Annotated in this window: 20 protein-coding genes and 1 pseudogene; 12 read left to right on the top strand and 9 right to left on the bottom strand. The window is 72.8% G+C overall.

Features of this window, described 5'->3' with window-relative positions:
* The first annotated feature begins 127 nt into the window (after positions 1 to 127).
* Entirely contained in the window at positions 128 to 502 is a 375-nt protein-coding gene (locus HNR57_RS40730) for a T-complex 10 C-terminal domain-containing protein (protein ID WP_313675801.1), read from the top strand.
* A 5-nt stretch (positions 503 to 507) separates the two neighbouring features.
* Here HNR57_RS40730 and HNR57_RS37105 read toward each other — a convergent pair whose 3' ends face one another.
* From HNR57_RS37105 to HNR57_RS37095, 3 genes are read right to left on the bottom strand one after another with little or no spacing between them, the layout of a single operon-like run.
* Complete coding sequence (locus HNR57_RS37105; RefSeq protein ID WP_184567471.1) at positions 508 to 2,004, bottom strand: tripartite tricarboxylate transporter permease; 1,497 nt, start codon at positions 2,002 to 2,004, stop codon at positions 508 to 510.
* Position 2,005: 1 nt separating this feature from the next.
* Positions 2,006 to 2,545 (bottom strand): tripartite tricarboxylate transporter TctB family protein, encoded by a 540-nt coding sequence (locus tag HNR57_RS37100; protein WP_184567469.1) that lies wholly within the window; start codon positions 2,543 to 2,545, stop codon positions 2,006 to 2,008.
* Entirely contained in the window at positions 2,542 to 3,525 is a 984-nt protein-coding gene (locus HNR57_RS37095) for a Bug family tripartite tricarboxylate transporter substrate binding protein (protein ID WP_184567515.1), read from the bottom strand. Before HNR57_RS37095 ends, HNR57_RS37100 begins: the two co-directional genes overlap by 4 nt.
* Positions 3,526 to 3,799: 274 nt before the next feature.
* On the opposite strand from HNR57_RS37095, the gene HNR57_RS37090 reads away from it, so the two are divergent.
* Positions 3,800 to 3,970, top strand: coding sequence for a DUF5670 family protein (locus tag HNR57_RS37090; protein ID WP_184567467.1), 171 nt, complete (start codon positions 3,800 to 3,802; stop codon positions 3,968 to 3,970).
* Positions 3,971 to 4,062: 92 nt separating this feature from the next.
* Positions 4,063 to 4,554 carry a hemerythrin domain-containing protein gene (locus HNR57_RS37085; protein ID WP_184567465.1) on the top strand — a complete coding sequence of 164 codons (492 nt, stop codon included), beginning with the start codon at positions 4,063 to 4,065 and terminating at the stop codon, positions 4,552 to 4,554.
* Positions 4,555 to 4,646: 92 nt separating this feature from the next.
* On the opposite strand, the gene HNR57_RS37080 is transcribed toward HNR57_RS37085, so the two are convergent.
* Positions 4,647 to 6,188: an alpha/beta hydrolase gene (locus HNR57_RS37080; protein ID WP_184567463.1), complete on the bottom strand. Its 1,542-nt coding sequence runs from the start codon at positions 6,186 to 6,188 to the stop codon at positions 4,647 to 4,649.
* A gap of 341 nt (positions 6,189 to 6,529) precedes the next feature.
* Between HNR57_RS37080 and HNR57_RS37075 the strand changes: the two genes are divergently transcribed.
* The 6 genes and pseudogenes from HNR57_RS37075 to HNR57_RS37050 all read left to right on the top strand — a co-directional run bounded on the left by HNR57_RS37075 (position 6,530) and on the right by HNR57_RS37050 (position 11,318).
* On the top strand, positions 6,530 to 7,645 hold the full coding sequence (locus tag HNR57_RS37075) for a Gfo/Idh/MocA family protein (protein WP_184567461.1): 1,116 nt from the start codon (positions 6,530 to 6,532) through the stop codon (positions 7,643 to 7,645).
* Positions 7,642 to 8,565, top strand: a complete 924-nt coding sequence (locus HNR57_RS37070; RefSeq protein WP_184567459.1) for a DUF6807 domain-containing protein — start codon at positions 7,642 to 7,644, stop codon at positions 8,563 to 8,565. The genes HNR57_RS37075 and HNR57_RS37070 overlap by 4 nt, the downstream gene beginning before the upstream one ends.
* Positions 8,559 to 9,323, top strand: coding sequence for a cupin domain-containing protein (locus HNR57_RS37065; RefSeq protein WP_184567456.1), 765 nt, complete (start codon positions 8,559 to 8,561; stop codon positions 9,321 to 9,323). Before HNR57_RS37070 ends, HNR57_RS37065 begins: the two co-directional genes overlap by 7 nt.
* A 77-nt stretch (positions 9,324 to 9,400) precedes the next feature.
* Positions 9,401 to 10,343 (top strand): annotated as a pseudogene (locus tag HNR57_RS37060) (ABC transporter substrate-binding protein); the annotation flags it as partial.
* A gap of 37 nt (positions 10,344 to 10,380) precedes the next feature.
* Positions 10,381 to 10,749, top strand: a complete 369-nt coding sequence (locus tag HNR57_RS37055) for a hypothetical protein (protein WP_246555355.1) — start codon at positions 10,381 to 10,383, stop codon at positions 10,747 to 10,749.
* A 116-nt stretch (positions 10,750 to 10,865) separates the two neighbouring features.
* Positions 10,866 to 11,318 (top strand): phospholipase, encoded by a 453-nt coding sequence (locus tag HNR57_RS37050; protein ID WP_184567455.1) that lies wholly within the window; start codon positions 10,866 to 10,868, stop codon positions 11,316 to 11,318.
* Between the two features lie 63 nt (positions 11,319 to 11,381).
* Here the strand turns inward: HNR57_RS37050 and HNR57_RS37045 are convergent, their stop codons facing one another.
* Positions 11,382 to 12,083: a phosphatase PAP2 family protein gene (locus HNR57_RS37045; RefSeq protein ID WP_184567453.1), complete on the bottom strand. Its 702-nt coding sequence runs from the start codon at positions 12,081 to 12,083 to the stop codon at positions 11,382 to 11,384.
* A 134-nt stretch (positions 12,084 to 12,217) separates the two neighbouring features.
* Between HNR57_RS37045 and HNR57_RS37040 the strand changes: the two genes are divergently transcribed.
* Positions 12,218 to 12,874: a class I SAM-dependent methyltransferase gene (locus HNR57_RS37040; RefSeq protein WP_184567450.1), complete on the top strand. Its 657-nt coding sequence runs from the start codon at positions 12,218 to 12,220 to the stop codon at positions 12,872 to 12,874.
* A gap of 12 nt (positions 12,875 to 12,886) precedes the next feature.
* On the opposite strand, the gene HNR57_RS37035 is transcribed toward HNR57_RS37040, so the two are convergent.
* Positions 12,887 to 15,136, bottom strand: coding sequence for a heavy metal translocating P-type ATPase (locus tag HNR57_RS37035; protein WP_184567448.1), 2,250 nt, complete (start codon positions 15,134 to 15,136; stop codon positions 12,887 to 12,889).
* A 3-nt stretch (positions 15,137 to 15,139) separates the two neighbouring features.
* Positions 15,140 to 15,352 carry a heavy-metal-associated domain-containing protein gene (locus HNR57_RS37030; protein WP_184567446.1) on the bottom strand — a complete coding sequence of 71 codons (213 nt, stop codon included), beginning with the start codon at positions 15,350 to 15,352 and terminating at the stop codon, positions 15,140 to 15,142.
* A 201-nt stretch (positions 15,353 to 15,553) separates the two neighbouring features.
* Here HNR57_RS37030 and HNR57_RS37025 point away from each other — a divergent pair, with 201 nt between their 5' ends.
* Positions 15,554 to 16,513 carry a DUF8832 domain-containing protein gene (locus tag HNR57_RS37025; RefSeq protein ID WP_184567444.1) on the top strand — a complete coding sequence of 320 codons (960 nt, stop codon included), beginning with the start codon at positions 15,554 to 15,556 and terminating at the stop codon, positions 16,511 to 16,513.
* A 3-nt stretch (positions 16,514 to 16,516) separates the two neighbouring features.
* Here HNR57_RS37025 and HNR57_RS37020 read toward each other — a convergent pair whose 3' ends face one another.
* Positions 16,517 to 18,343, bottom strand: coding sequence for a glycoside hydrolase family 15 protein (locus HNR57_RS37020; protein WP_184567442.1), 1,827 nt, complete (start codon positions 18,341 to 18,343; stop codon positions 16,517 to 16,519).
* A gap of 66 nt (positions 18,344 to 18,409) precedes the next feature.
* Entirely contained in the window at positions 18,410 to 19,189 is a 780-nt protein-coding gene (locus HNR57_RS37015) for a DeoR/GlpR family DNA-binding transcription regulator (RefSeq protein WP_184567440.1), read from the bottom strand.
* Positions 19,190 to 19,306: 117 nt separating this feature from the next.
* Between HNR57_RS37015 and HNR57_RS37010 the strand changes: the two genes are divergently transcribed.
* Positions 19,307 to 20,188: an SIS domain-containing protein gene (locus tag HNR57_RS37010; protein ID WP_184567438.1), complete on the top strand. Its 882-nt coding sequence runs from the start codon at positions 19,307 to 19,309 to the stop codon at positions 20,186 to 20,188.
* The last annotated feature ends 94 nt before the right edge of the window (positions 20,189 to 20,282 follow it).

Raw genomic sequence — 20,282 nt, 5'->3', positions numbered from 1 at the left:
ACCGGGCCGTGCTCCCCGGCAGCGGCGAAGGGCATCGCATCGAGACGGTCAGTGTGGTGCACGGTCCGTGGGAAGTACGCGTGCACCGCGTCGACGCGCCACCCGGCATGCCCGTACGCGAAGGCGGATGGGCCGTCGCCGACGACTCCGGACCCCCCTCGGCCCGGGCCGGGCGCTGGCCCGGCGCACCGACGGGCTGACCAGCACGATCGTGGGACTGTACGGGTGGCAGGACGCCCGGGCGGCGGTGGCCCACGCGGCCGGCGCCAACGATTGCGGCCACCACTCGGCGACCCCGTACCTCACCCTGCCCGCCCACCCGGGCGGCACCCACCTCCTGGTCACCCTCGTCGTGCTGAGCGCCGACCCGGAGGTGAACGGCGACCTGAAGGGGAACGGCGACCCGCACGCGCGAGGTTCAGGTACGCGCGTACGGGTCGCCGTGTCCGGTGAGGTGGAGATCCGCTTCCCGGACGGCACCCGGGAGCGGGTGCCGCGCTGACCGGGTCAGGCCGCCCCGGCGCGGCCCCGCGTCACCGCCTTCCTCAGCAGCGGCCACACCAGCAGCAGCACGATCACCGCGTACACGGTCACCGCGAACGGCGTGTTGACCAGCCCCGTCACGCTGCCGTCGCTGATCTGCAGGGCGCGCCGCAACTGCTGCTCGGCGTTCGGCCCGAGGATCACGCCGATCACGGCGGGCAGCACGGGCAGCCCGTAGCGGCGCATACCGAAGCCGATCAGGCCGATGATCAGCAGGATCACCAGGTCGATCACCTCGCCGCCGACCGCGTAAGCGCCGACCGCCGCGAAGAACATGATCCCGGCGTACAGGTAGGGCCGGGGGATGCGCAGCAGCTTCGCCCATACCGGCGCCAGCGGCAGGTTCAGCGCGAGCAGCAGCACCATGCCGACGAAGAGCGAGGCGATCAGACCCCACACCAGGTCGGGTTCGCGCTCGAAGAGGAGCGGGCCGGGCTGGATGCCGTACTGCTGGAACGCGGCCAGCATCACGGCCGCGACCGCCGTGGTCGGCAGGCCCAGGGTCAGCATGGACACCAGCGTGCCCGCCGCCGAGGCCGACGCCGCCGACTCCGGGCCCGCGACGCCCTCGATGGCACCCTTGCCCCACTCGTCCTTGTGCTTCGACAGGCGCTTCTCCGTCACGTACGACAGGAAGGTGGGGATCTCCGCGCCGCCCGCCGGGATGGCGCCGAACGGGAAACCGATGAACGGGCCGCGCAGCCATGACTTCCAGGTCCGGTTCACGTCGTCACGCCCGAGCCAGGGACGCCCCACCGGGATCGGCTCCGGCGGTCTGCGCCGCAGGTGCGCCGCCACCCACAGGGCCTCGCCGATCGCGAAGAGCCCGACCGCGACGATCACCACGTCGATGCCGTCGGCCAGTTGGAGCGAGCCGAACGTCAGGCGCTGCTGGCCGGTCATCTGGTCCAGGCCCACCAGCCCCAGGGTGAGGCCGATCAGCAGGGAGGCGAGGCCCCGGATGCGGGACGAGCCCAGCACCGAGGTCACCGCGATGAACGCCAGCACCATGATGGCGAAGTAGTCCGGCGCGCCGATGTCCACGGCCAGTTTCGCGACCGTCGGCGCGAGCGCCACCAGCAGCAGCGTGCCGATCAGGCCGCCCGCGAAGTGCCCGACGGCGGCCGCCGCCAGGGCCTGGGCGCCGCGTCCGGACTTGGCCATGGGGTTGCCCTCCATGGCCGCCACCACCGCCGCGCTCTCACCGGGCGTGTTGAGCAGGATGGAGGTGGTCGAGCCGCCGAACATCGCGCCGTAGTAGATGCCGGCGAACATGATGAACGCGCCGATCGGGTCGAGCCCGTACGTCACCGGCAGCAGCAGGGCGACCGCCATGGCGGGGCCGATGCCGGGCAGTACGCCGATCGCCGTGCCGAGCAGCACACCGATGACGGCCCACAGGAGGTTGACCGGTGTGAGGGCCGTACCGAACCCGTCCAGAAGGGAGTTGAAGGCATCCATGTCACAGCACTCCCATCAGCGGACCGCCGGGCAGGGGCACTCCGAGCAGGTTGTTGAAGACGGTGTAGGTGACGAGGGAGAGCCCGGCCGCGATGAGCGGATCACGGTCGATCCGGCGGCTGCCGAGCGCGTAGGCCGCGCCCCAGAACAACAGCGCGCCCGCGATGGGGAAGCCGAGCGGTTCGATCAGCACGGCAGCGCCGAGGAACACCCCGGCGAGCAGCAGCACGGTGCGCCAGTCGGCGGGCTCGGACAGGTCGATGTCCTCACCGCCCTCGGCCTGGCCCCGGCCGCCCCGCAGCACGTCCAGGGCGAGCAGGGCGGCGATGAGCAGCAGGCCGGCGCCGACCACGATCGGCACGGTCTTCGGGCCGACCGGGCCGCGCTGGGCGATGTCGACGTCCATGGTGAGCGCGTCGGTCAGGACGAGGACGCCCAGCGCCAGCAGCAGTGCGCACACGCCGAGTTCGGAGTGCTCCCGCAGCCACGAGCGCCGTGCGCCGCCGGTCTCGGCGGGGGTTATGTCGGTCTGCGTCGTCACAGTCCCAGCTCCTTCAGCACCGAAACCACGCGCTTGTCCTCGGCGTCGAGGAACGCGCCGAACTTCTCGCCGGTGAGGAAGGCGTCGTCCCAGCCGTTCTGCTTCAGGGACCCCCGCCACTCGGCCGAGTCGTGGAGCTCCTCGACGAGCTTCACGAGCTTGTCGCGCTCCCCGTCGTTCAGGCCGGGCGGGGCGACGATGCCGCGCCAGTTGGTGAAGTTCACGTCGTAGCCCGCCTCCTTCAGCGTGGGCGCGTCGAGCCCGCCGACGCGCTTCGGGCCGGTGACCGCGAGGAGGCGCAGCTCGCCCGCCTTGATCTGGTCCAGGTACTCGCCGACCCCGGAGACACCGAAGGCGACCTTGTTGCCCAGGATCGAGGCGAGCAGTTCGCCGCCGCCGTCGAAGGGGATGTAGTTGACCTGCTTCGGGGGGATCCCGGCGGCCCGGGCCATCAGCATCGGCGCGAGGTGGTCGGGCCCGCCGGGCGAGGAGCCCCCGCCCACCGGGAGCTTGCCGGGGTTCTCCTTCCAGGCGCCGATCAGGTCGTCGATCGTCTTGTACGGCGAGTCCTTCGCCACGACGACCACGTCCTGCTCCTCGGTGAGCCGGGCGATCGGCGTGGTGTCCCCGAGCGTCTTCGGGGCGTCGTTGGAACGGACGGCGCCCACGACTCCGAGGCCCATGGACATGGCGAGCTTGCCGTTGCCGTGCTCGCTCACCAGCCGGCTCAGGCCCACGGTGCCGCCGGCACCGGGCAGGTTGAACACCTCGATGTTGTGGGTGAGTCCGGCGTCCTCGGCGTTCTTCGCGGCCGTCCGGGCCGTGATGTCGTAGCCGCCGCCGGGCGTGTTGGGGACCATGAAACGCAGGCCAGGGATCTGTGTGCCGGTCTCGGAGCCGCTGCCGGTGGTCAGCAGCGGCGGTCCGACGAGCACGAGCACGGCGGCCCCGAGCAGGGCGAGGGGGGTGCGCAGGCGCACGAGTGCCACCACCTGTCGGTACGTCGATGCGGGTAGGGATACGCCCTGTGGGGGAGGGTGACGTGGGCCACATGGTGCCCGGGCCCCGGCGAGCTGTCTCCCTTGCGGAACCAACGGAGGTTTTGGTCTTTGCGGTCAGCGGGGTGACCGGGCTTCGGCGGCGCCGCCCGGCCAAAAGCAGTTCATGTGCCCTTGATTCATGTGAAGAAACGTTGAAATTCGCCTGTGTGTTCGCTTGCTGGCAGGGCAATCGGAGGAGCGGAGGTTGATAACTATGGTTCCCCTGCTTCTCGTCCTGCTGCTGGCCCTGGTCCTTTTCGGTGCGGGTTTCGCGCTGAAGGCACTGTGGTGGATCGCGGTGATCGTGCTGGTCCTGTGGCTGCTCGGCTTCGTGCTGCGCACCGCGGACAGTGGTGGCCGTAAGGGCCGCTGGTATCGCTGGTAGACGGGCGCACCGCCGCATGTGGCGAGCGAAACGTCAGGAATGGGGTAAACGAAAGTGGCCCGATTCTCTCCGAGGAAAGGCGTTCCTTTTCCATGGCCGATACACAAGACGTAGTAGAACTCATTCTTCAGGACCACCGGCGCATGGAAGACCTCTTCCGGCGAATGCGCAGCGTGGAGGACGACCGGGCGGGTGCCCTGCGGGAGTTCGCGGACCTGCTGATCGCGCACGCGCAGGCCGAGGAGGCCGAGGTCTACCCGGCGCTGAAGCGGTACAAGAACATCGATGACGAAGAGGTCGAGCACGGCGAGCACGAGCACGACGAGGGCAACGAGGCCCTCCTGGAGCTCCTCCAGGTCGAGGAGGTCGGCTCCGAGGAGTGGGACTCCAAGCTCGAAGAGCTGGTGGAGGCCGTCAACCACCACGCCGACGAGGAGGAGCGCACCATCCTCAACGGCGCGCGGGAGAACGTGGCGATGGCGCGCCGGGAGGAGCTGGGCCGGGCGTTCGTGCAGGAGCGCGAGCGTCAGCTGAAGGCCGGCTGCGGCTCCATGGAGAACGTGCGCAAGATCGTCGAGTCCTGACCCGGCATGCCGGCCCTGGTGGTCACCGCCCGCGGGCGGTGACCACCAGGGCCGGTTGCTGTCGCGGACAGAAGCCCCTCGGACAGAAGCCCCTAGGGGGTGGTGCGCGCCGCGCAGTCGATGTCCCGCGCCGGCAGCCGACCCGTCGCGAGGTAGGCGTTGACCGCGCCGTCGGCACAAGCCGACCCGTAGACGCCGTACACCGCGTGCTGGTCGGCCCCCTTCAGGGTGACCAGACGCGAGGAGGACCACCTCTCGCGGACGGCCTCGGCGCCGTCGTAGTAGGTCCGCGGGTCCCCGGTGGCGTTCACCAGCAGGGCCGGCAGGTCGTCGCGGATCCGCGACGGACGCTCGCGCGGCCGGTCCCAGAACGCGCACGGGTTGATGTTGTCGGTGACGGGCGCGAAGAGCGGGTCCCCGGCGCGGCCGCGCCGGACGTCGCGCCAGTACACCTCGGGATCACGCGGCGCGGCGTTGTCGCCGCAGATGATCGCCGTCTGCGCGCTGCCGTAGGGGGAGTCGGTGCCCGTGAGCACGAACTCCAGCACCCCGGCGAGCCAAGGCGACGGCGTCACCCGCTCCCTCCGCGAGGCCCGCAGCATGTCCCGCACACCCTGCGCGAAGTCCCCGTAGGCGGCGTCGTTGTGCTGCGAGAGGCCGTTGAGGACGACGAGGGGCATGACGTGCTCGTCCAGCCGGTGCCCGCCGAGCCGCAGCGGGGTGCGGGCCACCGCGGCCCGGATCCGCTCCACCGTCGCCAGCACCTCGCCGCGCGTACGGCCCAGCCCGTAGGCCGTGTCGCGGGCGGCGGCCCAGGAGGCCCAGCCCCTCAGGGCGTGGCGGTTGGCGGGCTCGGTGCCCCGCCAGAGCCGGGCGCTGTAGCGGTCGGGGTCGATCACACCGTCCAGGACGACCCGGTCCGTGCGGCCCGGGAACATCGAGGCGTACACCTCGCCGAGGTAACTGCCGTACGAGTAGCCCAGGTAGGAGATCCGGCGCTCGCCGAGCGCGGCCCGGACGACGTCCATGTCGCGGGCGGTGTTGCGGGTGGTGGCATGGGGGAGCGCGTCGCCCGCGTGGGCGCGGCAGCGGTCGGCGAGGCCCTTCGAGAAGGCCGCCGTGCGGTCGAAGCCGGCCCGGTCCTCACCCGCTCCGCGCCAGGCCGAGCCGGTCGGCCAGCGGCAGTCCAGCGGGGTGCTGCGGCCGATGAAGCGGGGGTCGACACCCACGACGTCGTACCGCGCGGCGACGTCCTTCATCGCGTCGCGCACCCAGGGCGGATCGCCGAGCGAGGACCCGCCGGGACCACCGCCGTTGAGGAGCAGGGGGCCGACGCGGCGGCCGGTGTCGGTGGCGCGGATCCGGGAGATCGCGATGGTGATCGTCCGCCCGCGGGGGTCGGAGTAGTCCAGCGGTACGGTCACGTCGGCGCAGCGGGCGCCGGCCTGCGCCAGTTCCTTGCCGGTGGTGTCGTCCGGCCCGAGCGCGCAGCTCTTCCAGGTGAGGTGCTGCTGGTGGTAGCGGGCGAGGGGCTCCGGGGCCGCCCGGGCCGTGGCGGGCAGGGCCGTGAAGACGAGGGCGGCGGCCGTCAGGGTGAGGGCGGCTCGCGTGGTTCCCGGGGAACGGGATAACACGTGGGGAAGTCCTTTCTGTCGCCGATCGTCCCCTCGCGGGCCGGCGGGAACATGCCGAAGAGGGGCGCTGTGCGACAGAACGGTAGGGACGGACCGCCGTCCGATCACTCCGGCTGGCAGCCGGTTCGAGGTGGGGTCAGCCCCAGCGGCGAGGTGGTGGAATGCCGTTTCCACGACGGGGGCGGCAGCCCGAATCTCCGTCCCAAGCTGGGACGATGCTCGGGCAGACCTTGTGCAGGTCGCCGTAGGGGGGTTGTCCAGACATTCTCTCGCGCCTAGGGTCCCTTCCGAGTGCAAGCGCTTTCCAAGCGTGTGTCCGCCGGCCGTCCGAGGAGCGCCGCATGTCCCTGTCCCCCACCCGCCGCCGCGTGGCCGTCGTCGGCACCGGAGCCATCGTCGGCGGCAGCCATCTGCCCGCGCTGCGGGCCCACTCCGACCGGGTGGAACTGGTGGCCGCCGTCGACGTGGACCAGGAGCGCCTCGACGCCTTCCGTGAGCTGGCCGGTGAGCAGGTCGCCGGGTACACCTCGATGGACGCGATGCTGGACGCCGTACGCCCCGACCTGGTCCTGATCGGGACGCCGCCCTCCCTGCACCGCGACCAGACGGTGGCCGCGCTGAAGGCGGGCGCCTGGGTGCTGTGCGAGAAGCCGCTGACCCTGTCGCTCGCCGAGTACGACGAGATCGCCGCGGCCGAGGAGGCCTCCGGCGCCTACGCGGCGGTCGTCTTCCAGCACCGCTACGGCTCCGGCGCCGTGCACGCCCGGGAGCTGATCACCAGCGGTGAGCTGGGCGCCCCGCTGGTCGCGCACTGCCAGACGACCTGGCACCGGGACGCCGCGTACTACGCGGTGCCGTGGCGCGGGAAGTGGGCCAGCGAGGGCGGCGGCCCGACCATGGGCCACGGCATCCACCAGTACGACCTCCTCCTGCACCTGCTCGGCGAGTGGGAGGAGATCCGGGCCATGGCCGCACGCCTGGTCCACGACACCGAGAGCGAGGACGTCTCCACCGCCCTGGTGCGGTTCCGCAGCGGCGCCCTCGCGACCGTCGTCAACAGCGTGCTCTCCCCGGACGAGGTGAGCCGCATCCGCATCGACTGCGCCGACGCCACGGTCGAGCTCACCCACCTGTACGGCCACAGCAACGACAGCTGGGCCTACACCCCGGCCCCGCACGTGGCCTCCGAGCGCGCCACGGCCTGGCGCACCCCCGCGGCCGACGTGCCCAGCTCCCACACCGCCCAGCTGGGCACACTCCTCGACGCCTACGACAACGGCACCCGGCCCCCGGGCAGCGGCCGCGACGCCCGCGCCACCCTGGAGTTCGCCGCCGCCCTGTACAAGGCGGCGTTCACCGGCCGCTCGGTGCACGCGGGGGAGATCGGCCCCGGTGACCCCTTCTACGAGGCCATGCACGGCGAGTACCCCGACTGGGCCCCCAAGGAGCGCGCATGACCATCCGCGTCACCCACACGCACGGCGAGGACATCGCCGTCACCGCAGGCGGCACGGAAATCCTCCGCTACGTCTACCGCCCCGACCCGGACCCCTTCGAGTCCCGCAAGCCCTATGCCCACCCGGTGCGCACCCTCGCGGGCCGCACGGTCACCGGCTACCGCCCGAACGACCACCGCTGGCACAAGGGCCTGCAGATGACCGCGAGCCATCTGTCCGGCCAGAACTTCTGGGGCGGCAACTGCTACGTCCACGGCCAGGGTTACCTCCCCCTGCCCGAGCGCGTCGGCTCGATGCGGCACGACGGTTTCGGTGACTTCACCGTCGAGGACGACCGTCTCGCCTTCACCGAGAACCTCACCTGGATCGAGAACGGCGGCGAGGAGTGGGCGCGCGAGGTGCGCGGCCTGACCGTGCACTCGGTGGACGAGGAGGCCGGTTCGTGGGCCCTGGACTGGTCGATCCGCCTCACCAACACCCGTTCCGCACCGCTGGTCTTCGGCTCCCCGACCACCGCGGGCCGCGAGATGGCCGGCTACACCGGACTCCAGTGGCGCGGCCCGCGCGACTTCACCGGCGGCACGGTCTTCGCCCCGGACACCGACGCCGACGCGGGCAAGCTGATGGGCACCCAGGGCCCCTGGCTCGCCTTCACCACCGAGCACGACGACGTCGACGGCCACTCCACCCTGGTCTTCGCGCACGCGCCCGAGAACCTCGACGCGGCCTCCCCGGTCCACGAGTCGCACTGGTTCGTCCGCTCCGAGCCCTTCCCGACGGTCGCCTTCTCCTGGGCGTTCTTCGAGGAGTTCGAGCTGCCGCCGGGCGAGTCCTTCGCCTACCGCTACCGGCTGGTGGTGGCCGACGGCGCCTGGGACCGCGACCGGGTCGGCGCACACCTGGAGGGCCTGGCGTGGTGAGCGAACCCGAGCAGGCCGGACTCCCGCACCCGCTGCCCGGTGCGATCGGCCTGTCGCACCTCAGCGCCTACGACTGGGAGGCCGCCGACGGCGTCTGCGGCGGCAGCCCGCACCTGCACCTGGTGTGCACGGAGGCGTACGTCGTCACCGGCGGCCGGGGCGCGGTCCAGACGCTGAGCCCCGACGGTTACCGGGACATCCCCCTCGAAGCCGGCTCGATCGCCTGGTTCACGCCGGGCACCGTGCACCGCATGGTGCAGGGCGGCGATCTGCGCATCACTGTGCTGATGCAGAACAGCGGCCTGCCCGAGGCCGGGGACGCCGTTTTCACCTTCCCGCCCGAGGTGCTCGCCGACCCCGGCCGGTACGCCGCGGCGGCGGCCCTGCCGCCCGGCACCGGGCCGGAGACGGCGGCGGCGGCCCGGCGCCGCAGGGACCTGGCCGTCGAGGGCTACCTCGGGCTGCGCGAGGCCCTCGTGGCCGGCGACAACGGCCCGTACCTGGAGTTCCAGCGGGCCGCCGCCCGGCTCGTGCGCGACAAGGTGGCCACCTGGCGCGCCCTGTGGCGGTCGGGCGCCCTGGCCACCGCCGAGCGGACCGGCGCCCAGCTCGACGCCCTCGCCGACGGCGAACCTGCCTATCTGGGCGAGGCCACCGCCCACGAGACCGCGCCCACCCGGCTCGGCGGCTTCGGCATGTGCGGCCGGCGTGACGAGTACGCGCTGCCGGGCACCACGCTGCCGTACCAGGGGGAGTAGCAGCAGGGGCCTGAAGGAGTCTGAGGGGGATCTGAGGGGGGCTCAACCGAAACTCCGTCGAGAGGAGTGACTTCGGCATGCCCGGAAACAGGACAATGGGGTTCTGCGCGTCGGCCGTCGCACTGACTGTGTGCCGTGCTGGCGGGCTGCGGAGGATCCGGGGAGTCCGCAGGCGGCGGCAAGGTCGTGCTGCGCTACACGTGGTGGGGCAACCCCGACCGCGCGGAACGCACCGAGCGGGCCGTCGCACTGTTCGAGAAGCAGCACCCGGACGTCGACGTGACGACATCGTTCTCCGGCTACGACGCCTACGAGCAGAAGCTCGCCACCCAGGCGGCCGGCGGTGACGCCCCGGACGTGATGCAGCTGGACTACCGCCAGATCGACCAGTACGCCTCCGGCGGCGTCCTGCTCGACCTGGCGCGGCGGAAGTCCGTCCTGCGCACCTCCGAGATCGACCCGGGCCTGCTGGCCACCGGCCGCGTCGACGACGTCCAGTACGCGATCCCGCAGGGCCGCGGCACCGAGACCGTCGCCTACGACGTCCGGACCTGGAAGCAGTCGGGCGTCCCCCTGCCCGGAGACGGCTGGACCTGGAGCCAGTGGGCGGACACGATGCGCGCCCTCGCGAAGAAGACCGGCAAGCCGGGGGCGACCGACCCCGGCCAGAGCGAGGACGCCTTCGAGGTCTGGCTGCGCGGCCGGGGCAAGGCCCTCTACACCGAGGGCGGGCAACTGGGCTTCACCGCCGGCGACCTCACCCGCTGGTGGACCTTCACCGACCGGCTGCGCCGCCAGGGCGCCGTCTCGCCCGCCGAGCAGACCACCCAGCTCGACGGCTCCGTCGAGAACACCCCGCTGGGACGCTGAAAGGCCGTCACCGACGCCAACTGGGACGCCCCGGCCAGCGGCTTCGCCGCCCTCGTCAAGGGCGGCGTCGCCCTCGCCCCGATGCCGTCCGGCGAGGACGGCACACCCGGCCAGCACTTCAAGCCGTCCATGTTCGTGGGCGTGTCGGCCAGCCCTGCTGCGGCGGCGCTCGCGCCTCGGCGACCTGGTGGCGGGAGCCGTGGCCCTGGCGGGGCTGCTGCTCCTGGCCGCCGACCTGGCGCTGGCCGGGGCCGGTCTGCAGGGGGCGCCACTGTTCGCGGTGGCGGCCGCGGTGATCGGCGCGTGCGCGGCGGTGGTCGGCCTGCGCGCCTGCGGACGCCCCGAGTCGCTCACCGACTGGCGTGCGGCGGTGCGCGGGGCAGGCCGGGACGCGGTGGCGGACGTGGGCGGCAGCGGCCTGGTCCTGCTCGCCCTGGCCACGGCCGCACTGTGCGCCTGGATGCTGCTGCCGCTGGCCTTCCTCGCCCCCGGGCCGCTGGCCCTGGCGCTCACGGCCGTCGACGTACGCCGGTCCGCCGCCGTTCTCCTACACTAGCCGGAAATTCAGGGGCTGTTGGTGCGCATCAGGTGTGAGCCCCGGCGGGAGGCGGTCATTCTCTTGTCATGAACCTGCGGCTCGATGGGCGGGTCGCAGCCTCATGGAGGTGTGGGATGCACCGCAGACTCGCAACCGGTCTTGCCGCCTCGACCCTGGCCCTCGTCACCGTCGTCGGCACCGCCGCGACCGCGAGTGCCGCTCCCGCCGACAAGCCCCAGGTACTCGCCGGCTGGACGCAGACCAGCGCGTCGAGCCACAGCACCTGGGCCGCCGCCCGGGCGAACCAGGCCGCCTGGGCCGCGTACGCCTTCGACTGGTCGACCGACTACTGCTCGTCCTCGCCGGACAACCCGTTCGGCTTCCCCTTCTCGATGTCCTGCGCCCGCCATGACTTCGGCTACCGCAACTACAAGGCCGCTGGCACGTTCAGCGCCAACAAGTCCCGCCTCGACAGCGCCTTCTACGAGGACCTCAAGAGGGTCTGCGCGGCCTACAGCGGCGGCACGAAGACCTCCTGCACCAGCACGGCCTGGACGTATTACCAGGCCGTGCGGGCCTTCGGCTGACGGTTCGTCACCGCGAGGGCGCCGGGCGGCGGGGCGTGCCCCCGCGCCCGGCCGACCCGCGGCTCACCGGCGCAGGGCGCCGATGACGCCGATCCGCGGCCACGATCGGGCAGCCGTGAGCAGAGCCTGCGTCCGCGCCGAGGGTGTGGCCGCCGCTGCCGCCAGGGCCGCCGCCGCGCTCGCGATGCCGAGGACCGCACCCGCCGCCACGTCGCCCGGGTAGTGCACGCCCGTGTGGACGCGTGAGTAGCCCACGGCACCCGCCAGCGCCCCGAGCGGAACCGCCGCGGGCGGCATGACCACGCCGACGGCGGTGGCGAACGCGACCGCCGACGCCGTGTGGCCCGACGGGAACGAGGCCGAGGTCGGCATCTTGACGTGCCGGTCCACCGTCACCCGTGCCGCTTCCCGGTCGGGCCGCGCCCGGCGCACCAGACGCTTGCCGAGCAGGTTGGCGGAGGCCGATGCCACGGCGATCGCGCCGACGCCGACCAGGGCGGCCTTGCGCGGCCGCTTCCCGCCCAGGGCCAGGGCGGCGGCGATGCCGAACGAGATCTTGGAGTGATCGGCCGCGTGGGACAGGTGGCGCAGCGTCCGGTCCAGGGTCGGCGTGGGAGTGGCGGCCACCGCCGCGTACAGGGCGCCGTCCACGGCCCTCAGGTCGCCGAACACGGCGCTCAGGAGCCGGCGGGCCGCGCCCGCGGAGTCCCGGGCGTCTCGGAGCGGACGGGGGGCGTCCGCGTCTGTGGTCGTCGGATCGGTCATGTGCTTCTCCCCGCAGTGGCCTTCCCCAGCAAGGTACCGGCTCACGCCCGGCGCACGCTCGGCGCCCCTGCGACCCGGTACCTCCCGAGTGCCCGGACGGCCGACGGTCACCCGTGAGCCGCGACACTGAGCACATGTCACCTCTGCCCCGCCGGGTCCTGCGCGCGCTGGAGCGATTCCACGCCGCCCGCCCCTGGGACCACAACGCGCACTTCCACCGCTGGACCCTGCGGCAGCTCCCCGGGCGGGTGGGCAGCGCCCTGGACGTGGGATGCGGCACGGGCGACCTGGCCCGGCTGCTGGCCCTGCGGGCGCAGCGCGTGCACGGCATCGACGCCGACCCGGGGATCACGGCCCGGGCGCGGGAGCTGACCCCGGCGGCGGCCCCGGTGACGTACACGGCGGCCGACGCGCCGGCCGGTCTCGGTGAGCGGTCGTACGACGTCATCACCTGCGTCGCCGCCGTCCACCATCTGCCGTTCACCGAGGCGCTCTCGGCCTTCCGTGAGCATCTCGCCCCCGGCGGCACCCTGGTGATCGTCGGCCTGGCCCGGGCGCGGACGCCCGTCGACCATCTGCTCGGCATCGTGTCGATCCCGCTCAACGTCGTCCTGGCGCTGCTGAAGAGCCGGGGCCGCCCGGTGCCCCGCCCGGTCTCGATGACCGCCCCCACCCGTCCGGCGGACCTGTCCTTCACCGAGATCGCGCGCGAGGCCCGGGCCGTCCTCCCCGGCGTCCGCCTGCGCCGCCGTCTGCTCTGGCGCTACACGCTGGTGTGGCGCCGTCCCTGATCCGCCGGTATCTCAGCCGGCGGCCCGGAAGGTGCGCAGCCGCAGTGAGTTGCCGACCACGAAGACCGAGGAGAAGGCCATCGCCGCCCCGGCGATCATCGGGGTGAGCAGGCCGGCCGCGGCCAGCGGCAGGGCCGCCACGTTGTAGGCGAAGGCCCAGAACAGGTTCGAGCGGATGGTGCCGAGCGTGCGGCGGGCCAGCCGGATGGCGTCCGCCGCGGCCCGCAGGTCGCCGCGGACGAGGGTCAGGTCACCGGCCTCGATCGCGGCGTCCGTGCCGGTGCCCATGGCGAGGCCCAGATCGGCCTGGGCGAGGGCCGCCGCGTCATTGACGCCGTCGCCGACCATCGCCACCGACCGGCCCTCGGCCTGCAGCCGCTTCACGACGTCGACCTTGTCCTGCGGCAGCACCTCGGCGATGACCTCCTCGATGCCCACCTCCCGGGCGACCGACCGGGCCACCGCCTCGTTGTCCCCGGTCAGCAGGATCGGCGTGAGCCCGAGCGCCCGCAGCCGGCCGACCGCCTCCGCGCTCGTGTCCTTCACCGCGTCGGCCACCTCCAGCACCGCACGGGCCTCACCGTCCCAGGCGACCGCGATGGCCGTGCGCCCGGCCTCCTCGGCCGCCGCCCGGGCCCGGGTCAGCCCTGCGGGAAGCTCCATGGCCCACTCGGCCAGCAGCCGCTCCCTGCCGACGAGCACCGCGTGGCCCTCGACGACGCCCTGCACGCCGAGCCCGGGCACGTTGGCGAAGTCCTCCGGCGTGGGCAGCGCGCCCAGCTTCTCCAGCGCCCCGTCGGCGACGGCCCGGGCGATCGGGTGCTCGGAGGAGTGCTCCAGCGCCCCGGCCAGCCGCAGCACTTCGGCCTCGTCCGTGCCCTCGGCGGTGTGCACGGCCAGCAGGGTCATACGGCCGGTGGTGACCGTGCCGGTCTTGTCGAGGACGACGGTGTCGACCCGGCGCGTGGACTCCAGGACCTCCGGGCCCTTGATGAGGATGCCGAGCTGGGCGCCCCGTCCGGTGCCCACCATCAGCGCGGTCGGCGTGGCCAGCCCCAGGGCGCAGGGGCAGGCGATGACGAGGACGGCGACCGCCGCGGTGAAGGCGGCCGTCAGCCCGGCGCCGTTGCCCAGCCAGAAGCCCAGCGTGCCGAGAGCGAGGGCGATCACCACGGGCACGAACACGGCGGAGATCCGGTCCGCGAGCCGCTGCGCGGCGGCCTTGCCGTTCTGCGCGTCCTCCACGAGCCGGGCCATCCGGGCCAGCTGCGTGTCGGCGCCCACCCGCGTGGCCCGCACGACGAGCCGTCCTCCGACGTTGATCGTGGCACCGGTGACCGGATCGCCCGAGCCCACCTCCGCAGGCACGGACTCGCCGGTGAGCATCGAGGCGTCCACGGCGGAGGAACCCTCGACGACCGTCCCGTCCGTGGCGATCTTCTCGCCGGGCCGGACCAGGAAGCGGTCGCCGGCCTTCAAGTCCGGGACGGGAACGGTCTCTTCACGGCCGCCGTCCCGCAGCACCGTGACGTGCTTCGCGCCCAGCTCCAGCAGCGCCCGCAGCGCGGCGCCCGCCTTGCGCTTGGCGCGGGCCTCGAAGTACCGCCCGGCCAGGATGAAGGCGGTCACGCCGGCGGCGGCTTCCAGGTAGATGTTCCCGGCGCCGTCCGTGCGCTGGATGGTCAGCTCGAAGGGGTGCGTCATGCCCGGCGTGCCGGCGGTGCCGAGGAACAGCGCCCACAGCGACCACAGGAACGCGGCCGAGGTGCCCACCGAGATCAGGGTGTCCATGGTGGCCGCGCCGTGCCGCGCGTTGGTGAGCGCCGCCTTGTGGAAGGGCCACGCCGCGTACGTCACGACGGGCGCGGCCAGCGTGAGCGACAGCCACTGCCAGTACTCGAACTGCAACGCCGGGATCATCGCCATGGCCACCACGGGAACCGACAGCACGACGGCCGTGACCAGCCGCTCGCGCAGCGGCCGCAGCCCGTCGGTCCCGGGCGCCTCGTCGGTCTGCTCCGCGGGAGGCACGGGCTCCTGCGCGGTGTACCCGGTCGCCTCGACGGTGGCGATGAGGTCGCCGACGGAGACGCCGCCGGAGTAGCTGACCTTCGCCTTCTCGGTCGCGTAGTTGACGGTGGCGGTGACCCCGTCCATGCGGTTGAGCTTCTTCTGGATGCGCGCGGCGCAGGAGGCGCAGGTCATGCCGCCGATGGCGAGCTCCACCTCGGCGTTCGTGCCGGTCGTCGTACCGGTGCTCATGGCTCAGACCCTCCCGGTCAGCTCGTAGCCGGCCTCGTCGACAACCTCCGCGATGGCGGCGTCGTCGGGCTCGGCGGAACCGGTGACGGTGACATGGCCGCTGCCGAGGTCGACCTCGACACCGCTGACCCCGTCCAGCTCGCCGATGACCTTGGTCAGCGTGGCCTTGCAGTGGCCGCAGGACATTCCGGAGACGGCGTAGGTGGTGGCGGGCATCGGGTGCCTCCTCTGGGCGAATCCAACAGATGCGGAGATACGGGGCGGGGGTATTCCCCCGCCGAGTTCCTGTATACCCCCATGGGGTATACGATGCAAGCGCGGGCATCACTTGACTTGGTACCCCCCGGGGGTATGGTGAGCTGCATGGAGGCCCCGCATCGGAGCGGGAGGCCCGGATACCTGAAGGAGCCGACGGCCATGAACAACGGACTGAGGATCACCACCTTCGCCGCCGCGCTGGCAGCGACCTTCGGCGCGGCCTACGGCGTCGGGCAGGGCGTCGGCCCCGTCGTCGCCGACAGCCCCCCGAAGCACGAGGACGAACACACCCGGCCCGGCCCGGAGCCGGAGCAGGGCGCCGGCCACGCCGGCCACGACACGCCCCCGGCCGGCGGCCTGCAGATCTCCGAGGGCGGCTACACCCTCGACCTCGAAACCCCGCGCGTCACCGCGGGCAAGCGGGCCGGCCTGCGCTTCACCGTCCGGGACGCCGACGGCCGCGCGGTCACCGCCTACCAGCGCGAGCACGACAAGGAACTGCACCTCATCGTGGCCTCACGTGACCTGGTCACCTACCGCCATCTGCACCCCACCCGCGCCGCCGACGGCACCTGGAGCACCCCCGTGGACCTGCCCCGTGCGGGCGGCTACCGCGTCTTCGCCGACTTCACCCCGGACAAGAAGGCCGCCGAGAACCTCACCCTCGGCGCGGACCTCGCAGCCTCCGGTCCGTACCAGGCCCGGCAGCTGCCGAAGGAGAGCGCCACGGCCCGGGCCGACGGCTACGAGGTGCGGCTGACCGGCGCCCTGCGCCCGGGCAAGGCGAGCGAACTGAAGCTGAAGGTCGCCCGCGACGGCAAGCCCGTCACCGACCTCCAGCCCTACCTCGGCGCGTACGGCCACCTGGTCGCCCTGCGCTCCGGCGACCTCGCCTACCTGCACGTCCACCCGAACGGCGAACCCGGCGACGGCACGACCAGGCCCGGCCCGGACATCTCGTTCACGGCCACGGCACCCAGCTCAGGCTCCTACCGCCTGTTCCTCGACTTCAAGCACGAGGGCACGGTCCACACGGCCGCGTTCACGGTTCGCGCCGGGGGAGCGGCGCCCGGGTCCGGTACCCCCGAGGGGCATGCGGACGACAGTCACGGGCACTGAGCGTCAGCCGAGCGCCCGGTCCAGATTGAAGGCCGCGCTGATCAGCGCGAGGTGCGTGAACGCCTGCGGGAAGTTGCCCTGCTGCTCCCCGGTGTGGCTGATCTCCTCTGCGTACAGCCCGAGATGGTTGGCGTAGGTCAGCATCTTCTCGAAGGCCAGGCGCGCCTCGTCGATCCGGCCGGCGTGCACCATCGCCTCGACGTACCAGAAGGAGCAGATGGAGAACGTGCCCTCGTCGCCGCGCAGTCCGTCGGGGCTGGAGCGGGGGTCGTAGCGGTAGACCAGCGAGTCGGACACCAGCTCCTCGGTGAGCACGTCCAGCGTCGACAGCCACTTCGGATCGGTGGGAGCGATGAACTTCGTCAGCGGCATCATCAGCACGGCCGCGTCCAGCACGTCACCGTCCTCGTGCTGGACGAACGCCCCGCGCTCCTCGCACCAGCCCCGGCTCATGATCCGCCGGTAGATCCTGTCGCGGCACTCCCGCCAGCGCGGCAGGTCGGCCGGCAGGCCGCGCCGGTTGGCCATCCGGATGGCCCGCTCGATCGCCACCCAGCACATCAGCCGCGAGTACAGGAAGTTCCTGCGCCCGCCCCGTGTCTCCCAGATCCCCTCGTCGGGCTGGTCCCAGTGCGCGCACACCCAGTCCACCAGCGCGCACACGTTGTCCCAGTGGCCGCTGGAGATGGGCTTGGCCCACTTGTCGTAGAGGTAGATGGAGTCGATCAGCGCGCCGTAGATGTCCAGCTGGAGCTGGTCGGCCGCCGCGTTGCCGACCCGTACCGGCGCGGAGCCGTGGTGGCCCTCCAGGTGATCCAGGGTGCGCTCGGGCAGCTCGGTGCGCCCGTCGATGCCGTACATGATCTGCAACGGTCCGGAGGTCTTGCCGTCACCCGGGCTGATGTGCCGGGTCACGAACTCCATGAACGCCTCGGCCTCCCCGGTGAAGCCCAGCCGCAGCAGCGCGTACACACAGAAGGCCGCGTCACGCACCCACACGTACCGGTAGTCCCAGTTGCGCTCCCCGCCCAGTTCCTCGGGCAGGCTCGTCGTCGGCGCGGCCACGATCGCCCCGGTCGGCGCGTACGTGAGCAGCTTCAGCGTCAGGGCCGAGCGGTGCACCATCTCCCGCCAGCGGCCCTTGTACCGGGACGCCGACAGCCAGCGCCGCCAGTACGCCACCGTCGCCGCGAACTGCTCCTCCGCCTCCGTGCGGGCGCAGCGCCGGGGCGTCACATCGCCGCCGACCTTGTCCAGCGCGAAGACGGCCGAGTCGCCCTCGGAGAGCTTGAAGTCGCCGCACACGTCCGGCCCGTCCACCTCCAGAGGCACGGTCGCCGTCAGCGCGAGCGTCAGGCTCTCGGTCTCGAACTTGGCGGTGTCACCGGTCAGCCGGACGGTGTGCGGCAGGGAGCCGTAGTCGAACCGGGGCGCCACCCGCGTTCGGAACGGGATCGAGCCGCGCACGCACACCACCCGCCGGATCAGCCGGTGCCGCTCCGCCTCGGCCGGCCCGCCGCCGACCGGCATGAAGTCCTGCACCTCGCCCACCCCGTCCTCGGTGAAGAACCGGGTGATCAGGACGTTGGTGTCGGGGAAGTAGAACTGCTTGGTCCGGGCCGGCACGGTCGCCGCCAGTTCGAAGCAGCCACCGCGCTCCGCGTCCAGGATCGAGGCGAACACGCTCGGCGCGTCGAAGGCCGGGCAGCAGTACCAGTCGATCGTGCCGTCGGTCCCCACCAGCGCCACGCTGCGCAGATCGCCGATCAGCCCGTGCTCGGCGATCGGAACGTACCGCCGCCCGCCCTGGTTTCGTGCCGCTCCGCCCATGACAGCCTCCCTGCCCGGTAGGCGCCTCAGCCCAAGCCTAGAGCCGCCGCCGGCGGACCGCCGCCATCAGACCGTGACGACCCGCAGCCCGGCCTCCTCGAAGCGCCGCACCGCCTCCGCGTCGGCCGCCGTGTCCGTGACCAGCGTGTCCACCGCCTCGGCCGCACAGATCCGGGCGAACGCCCGCTGCCCCAGCTTGCTGGAGTCGGCGGCGACCACCACCCGCTCCGCCCGCTCGCACAGCAGCCGGTTGACCGCCGCCTCCGCCTCGTCGTGCGCCGCGGCGCCGTGCGTCACGTCGAAGGCGACGACACCGAGCACCGCCACGTCGACGGTGATCTGCCCCAGCACCCCGTCCGCGAGCGGCCCGACCAGCTCGTACGACTGGGCCCGCGCGACCCCTCCGGTCAGCACGATCTTGAACTGGGGCCGCACCGCCAGCTCGTTCGCGATGTTCAGCGCGTTCGTCACCACGGTCAGCGCGGGCGCCCCCGACACCAGGTCCCCGCGCACGGCCAGCGCCCGCGCCACCTCGGTCGTGGTGGTCCCCCCGGTCAGGCCGACCGCCTCGCCCGGCGCCACCAGGTCCGCCACCGCCTTGGCGATGCGCTGCTTCTCGGAGGCGTGGCGGGCCGTCTTGTAGCGCAGCGGCAACTCGTAGGACACGCCGTGCACGACCGCACCGCCCCGGGTGCGCACCAGCATCTGCTGCTCGGCGAGCCCGTCGAAGTCACGGCGGATCGTCGCCGCCGACACCCCGAGCTCGGCCGCCGCGTCCTCGACGTCCAGCCGGCCGCGCTCCACGAGCAGTTCCAGCAGCGCCTTCCAGCGGGCGTCGCGCGACATCCGCACCTCCACGTCTCGATCTCCGGGCGACCCTAGCGCACCCGAAGCGGCCGAATGCTTGATGATGCTCGAAAACTGGCGCTATCTTGCAGGAACAATCAGAGCGGAGGGTGCGGGATGACGCATGTCGAGGACGAGCTGACCAGCCAGCCCGAGTGCTGGGCACGCGCCGCGTCGCAGGCGGCCCACCACGCGAAGGCGCTGCCCGCCCCGGGAGAGCGGGTCGCGATCGTCGGCTGCGGCACCTCGTACTTCATGGCGCGGGCCGCCGCGGCCCTGCGCGAAGGCGCGGGCCAGGGCGAGACCGACGCCTTCGCCGCCTCGGAGTTCCCCCACGGCCGCCGCTACGACCGGGTCGTCGCCCTCACCCGCTCCGGCACCACGACCGAAGTCCTGGACCTGCTGGGCCGGTTGAAGGGCACCACCCGCACCACCGCGATCACCGCCGACCCCGACACGCCCGTGCGCACGGCCGCCGGGGAACTCGCCGTCCTGGACTTCGCGGACGAACGCTCCGTCGTCCAGACCCGGTTCGCGACCACGGCCCTCACCCTGCTCCGCGCCCACCTCGGCCTCCACCCCGAAGCGGCCGTCGCCGACGCGCGCACCGCCCTGACGGAGCCGCTGCCCGAAGGTCTGGTGGAGTGCGGGCAGTTCACCTTCCTCGGGCGCGGCTGGACGGTCGGCCTGGCCGACGAGGCCGGACTGAAGATGCGCGAGGCCGCGCTGGCCTGGGCGGAGGCCTACCCGGCGATGGAGTACCGGCACGGCCCCATCAGCGTCAGCACCCGGGGCACGGCGACCTGGATGCTGGGCGACGCACCGGACGGACTCGCCGAACAGGTGCGTGACACAGGCGCGTTGTGGATCGCCGGGCGCCTCGACCCGCTCGCCGAACTCGTCCGCGTCCAGCGGCTCGCGGTCGCCGTCGCCGCGTCCCGCGGGCTGGACCCCGACAGCCCACGCCACCTCACACGCTCGGTGATCCTCGCGCCCTGACCCAGGGGCTCGTCCCGATTCCCCTCGCCGTCGCGGGGCGTGGCACGCACACCGGCCGCGTCGTCGTCCGTCGCCGGCTCCGGCAGCGCTCGCA

Source organism: Streptomyces paradoxus (assembly GCF_014202475.1).
GTDB lineage: Bacteria > Actinomycetota > Actinomycetes > Streptomycetales > Streptomycetaceae > Streptomyces > Streptomyces paradoxus.
This window is presented reverse-complemented; position numbering and strand designations above follow the sequence as displayed.

Bases quoted from the DNA above. Each gene is read 5' to 3' on its own strand.
- HNR57_RS40730 (WP_313675801.1), top strand. From the start codon at position 128: ATGGGCCGTCGCCGACGACTCCGGACCCCCCTCGGCCCGGGCCGGGCG.
- HNR57_RS37105 (WP_184567471.1), bottom strand. From the start codon at position 2,004: ATGGATGCCTTCAACTCCCTTCTGGACGGGTTCGGTACGGCCCTCACA.
- HNR57_RS37090 (WP_184567467.1), top strand. From the start codon at position 3,800: ATGGTTCCCCTGCTTCTCGTCCTGCTGCTGGCCCTGGTCCTTTTCGGT.
- HNR57_RS37085 (WP_184567465.1), top strand. From the start codon at position 4,063: ATGGCCGATACACAAGACGTAGTAGAACTCATTCTTCAGGACCACCGG.
- HNR57_RS37075 (WP_184567461.1), top strand. From the start codon at position 6,530: ATGTCCCTGTCCCCCACCCGCCGCCGCGTGGCCGTCGTCGGCACCGGA.
- HNR57_RS37070 (WP_184567459.1), top strand. From the start codon at position 7,642: ATGACCATCCGCGTCACCCACACGCACGGCGAGGACATCGCCGTCACC.
- HNR57_RS37050 (WP_184567455.1), top strand. From the start codon at position 10,866: ATGCACCGCAGACTCGCAACCGGTCTTGCCGCCTCGACCCTGGCCCTC.
- HNR57_RS37045 (WP_184567453.1), bottom strand. From the start codon at position 12,083: ATGACCGATCCGACGACCACAGACGCGGACGCCCCCCGTCCGCTCCGA.
- HNR57_RS37040 (WP_184567450.1), top strand. From the start codon at position 12,218: ATGTCACCTCTGCCCCGCCGGGTCCTGCGCGCGCTGGAGCGATTCCAC.
- HNR57_RS37035 (WP_184567448.1), bottom strand. From the start codon at position 15,136: ATGAGCACCGGTACGACGACCGGCACGAACGCCGAGGTGGAGCTCGCC.
- HNR57_RS37030 (WP_184567446.1), bottom strand. From the start codon at position 15,352: ATGCCCGCCACCACCTACGCCGTCTCCGGAATGTCCTGCGGCCACTGC.
- HNR57_RS37025 (WP_184567444.1), top strand. From the start codon at position 15,554: ATGAACAACGGACTGAGGATCACCACCTTCGCCGCCGCGCTGGCAGCG.
- HNR57_RS37020 (WP_184567442.1), bottom strand. From the start codon at position 18,343: ATGGGCGGAGCGGCACGAAACCAGGGCGGGCGGCGGTACGTTCCGATC.
- HNR57_RS37015 (WP_184567440.1), bottom strand. From the start codon at position 19,189: ATGTCGCGCGACGCCCGCTGGAAGGCGCTGCTGGAACTGCTCGTGGAG.
- HNR57_RS37010 (WP_184567438.1), top strand. From the start codon at position 19,307: ATGACGCATGTCGAGGACGAGCTGACCAGCCAGCCCGAGTGCTGGGCA.